This is a genomic window from Haloferax sp. s1 (assembly GCF_058382125.1).
In genome coordinates this window covers 1-3049 of the sequence record NZ_JBZRPK010000315.1, presented here as the reverse complement: position 1 = coordinate 3049, position 3049 = coordinate 1, and the positions used below count along the sequence as shown (strand labels likewise).

Sequence of the window (3049 nt, the reverse complement as noted above, 5' to 3'; positions counted from 1 at the left end):
TTATCAAACTGGTTGCTCTTCCATGCCGTGGAAAAGAGTTCCAGAATTTCGTCTAATGGTTTCTCAACTTGATGACTCTGAAAATAGAGTTCCTCGGAAATCAGAGAATCCATCATAGAGATGTAGTGCCATTGGAATTGAGAGAGGCACACCCTTAGTGGCATACTTGCTTTATTCGCCAGACTCCATTTCCCGATCCTTTCCAAGTATGATGAATACTGCCAGTAGTGCGAATGACCAGTAGCAGTTTTAGTTTCCAAGGATAAGACCACTGTCCGATTGATTTCTCGAATCGACTTGCCCAGAGCATCTGTCCGATCCATCTCAGGGTACGTAATTTTGAAGATCTCCCACAATGATTGAAGCCACAGAGAAGTCTGGACTGCGTTCTCAGTGTTTCTAAAGGTTGATCTCGACAAACTCCCCAAAGATTCAGATAGCGGTTCTAAATATTTCTGACTCGTATAGTCCTTTCCCGTTCTCTCGATTATGAACTGAAATTGGTCGTTCAGCTCCCTCACGAAATCATCTTCGACAGGCGAAATTAACCTTCCCAAATATTTCGACCCAATACTTTCCAAAGATTGGACACAGGTGATCACAAGGATATGATCGTTATTTTCAATCGCACGAATCGCCGTGTTGGTAATTAATAGAGTATCCTGGGTGAGTTCTGCAAGAAACTCTTCACCCTTCAACGGTACGCGGGCAGATGATCGGTAGATGTTGTCTCTAGTGATTTTTCCATTGATACGGTCCTCTACCCTGTCGATAGCATTTGAAACGTCTAAATAATGACTCGTGACGAGAGACAATGAAACCAGATAGAGAAATGAAGAAAAAGTCAAAATATAGCTCAGAGATTGAAGTACATCTGACCATTGAAAATACAGTCCAGAAAGGTTGTATAAGGCGATGAGCAGCAGTCCTACGAATATCAAAATAAGATAGAAGTCGCTGTAAATCTCCTTCGAGAGACCCGGATTATACTCTTGAGTTGTATTCTGGATGACGAAGATCAAGATGATGAAGACGAAGCCAATCATATTCACAAGAAGCAAGAGAGAATTCGAGAAAAACGCGTTCTCCTTCGAAACGGCAAATAATTCGACTACCTGAGAATTAGGATAGCTTATTGAAATCCCCACAAACACCAACGGTAAAATTGAGATGGTCCAAAAGGTTATTTTCCCCCAAGAGTACAGGTCCAGATTCGATCTCCAAGCTTGAAATCTTGCTATCTTGGATTCTAAAAAAATTCTCACCTGATTCTGAGTCCACCGCCATTTTGCAACTATCACTCCCCTCAGGAGAGACAGGATTACCACAACACCAAGTCCAATAATGCTGCCCCCCATCAAATACAGTCTCGGTCCCGAGTTGTTGGCGAATGCTGTGAAGACCAATGTCCCCCCCAATAGGAAGGTGTAAATTACAAAAATCTTCTTCGCCAATCGGACGAACATTAGTGCCAACTGACTTGATAGTTCGAGGTCCTATAATTGTATCCCAATCCAGTTAGAAGTGAAGATACAGTCTCTACCAGTCACTCACAGAAGGGCTATAGTTTGATCTTCGAATATGAACCAGAGAGCCCAGATTGTACCAGCGAAATCACCGTCCCTGACTACGAACTGAACTCGATCAATATCCATGACCTGAGTTGACCCTCCGTTCTCAGCCGACGGTAGCTTCTTGAGCTGTTCCTGCAGCTCATACCCCGATCCAGTTTCAGTTGCTAATACCCCGCTCTCTTTCCCCTTGTATTCATTTCCAAGGAAGATAGCGCGATAGCTGGAGTTTGGAGAACGAAATCGTATTTCGATCTCAGCGTCGTCATCTAACTGCTCAACATCAGCATTGATGTAGACACTGCTTCTGGAAGCCTCAGAGATAGAAACCGGGATTTCACCGACTACTTCCCCATCAGCAACAGAGTCTTCGGTCGAAATCATTAATCCATTATTGTTGTCATTTTTGACATTCTTGGCAGTGAGCTTGGCAGACCCACTTGACGAAACGGACAGGTCTGATGAATCAACCGCCCCTGGCCGCTCGCTGGTTCTTCCGAGACACCCGGTCATGGAACCCGACACTGCTGCGGCGACCAGAAACTTTCGACGGCTTGTATTTTCAATTCCGACCATTGTGTTAGGAAACCAGGTAGCCAAGGTATTGACCTCGGATGATATTTCACACCCTGAATTATATTATCGAGCAGAGTTTATTGAGCGGTATAATTTGGCGATGTCTGGCGATTCTACCGACTCACATCCAGCAAGGAAGATTGACCGAGGAGAGCTCAAAGGTGAGTTAGGTGAACTCAACGAGAATGTACCCGCATTGACTAGGAGAGTGCTCGCAACCGAGTTTCCTGAAGTCGAACCACAAACTGTGGGTAACAACTTAGATGATCTAGCAGAAGGCGGAGAAATCTGCAGATTCAACGATGGCAATACGAAACTCTACTGGTATCCCCGTGAACGCGACGAGGGTGGGACAGTCAAGTACAGCGAACTTATCGACGATTCGATTGACTGGGGAGAAATCGACGTGACTACTGTTCCTAAAGAGGTTGCCCAAGAGATTGCTGCCGAACGACTCCCATATTATCAACCCCGGAGCTTCTGGACTCAAACCACCTATGCCAGTCAACTCGGCGTGATGATCGCCTTCGGAATGGTCATACTGGGGATCGGTGGGCTCGTTGGCGGTACTCTAGGACTGGGACAGAACACTGCCGCTAGGATATTCCAAGCAGGGCTATGGCTGTCACTATTCGCAATGATCGGCTTCGTGATTTCGTTAGCCCTGGACAATCTTGCCGCACAAGATCGCGTTCCGGTGGATCCGCTTTCGAGATTCCGGCGATAAGCTTGTGAGTGTCCTGCTGACGCGGTGTACGATGGTCCGTGTAAACACCGGATCGTCGTCGCCATTCGACCTCGAATCCTCGATATCGCGACGAAGATGTGAGCTGTCGCCGACGGCGGCGTTGTAACCGACAGAAAGTGACTGGCAGACCAATCCGGTGACGCAGACACAACAC

3 protein-coding genes and 1 pseudogene are annotated in these 3049 nt (G+C 46.4%); 2 read left to right on the top strand and 2 right to left on the bottom strand.

Features of this window, described 5'->3' with window-relative positions; translation table 11 throughout:
* Positions 1–1406 (bottom strand): hypothetical protein (locus QT222_RS03520; RefSeq protein ID WP_491476324.1); only part of this gene is annotated, 1406 nt, incomplete at its 3' end.
* A gap of 144 nt (positions 1407–1550) precedes the next feature.
* The gene (locus tag QT222_RS03515) at positions 1551–2084 is read right to left on the bottom strand and encodes a hypothetical protein (RefSeq protein WP_491476323.1); all 534 of its coding nucleotides are present in this window, start codon (positions 2082–2084) and stop codon (positions 1551–1553) included.
* On the opposite strand from QT222_RS03515, the gene QT222_RS03510 reads away from it, so the two are divergent.
* Both QT222_RS03510 and QT222_RS03505 read left to right on the top strand, forming a co-directional pair.
* On the top strand, positions 2083–2874 hold the full coding sequence (locus QT222_RS03510) for a hypothetical protein (RefSeq protein WP_491476322.1): 792 nt from the start codon (positions 2083–2085) through the stop codon (positions 2872–2874). The two genes, QT222_RS03515 and QT222_RS03510, sit on opposite strands and share 2 nt — an antisense overlap.
* A pseudogene (locus tag QT222_RS03505) lies at positions 2875–2973 on the top strand (SWIM zinc finger family protein); the annotation flags it as partial.
* Positions 2974–3049: the final 76 nt, after the last annotated feature.

Coding starts and splice junctions, on each gene's coding strand:
- QT222_RS03510 (WP_491476322.1), top strand. CDS start 2,083: ATGGAACCCGACACTGCTGCGGCGACCAGAAACTTTCGACGGCTTGTA.
- QT222_RS03515 (WP_491476323.1), bottom strand. CDS start 2,084: ATGACCGGGTGTCTCGGAAGAACCAGCGAGCGGCCAGGGGCGGTTGAT.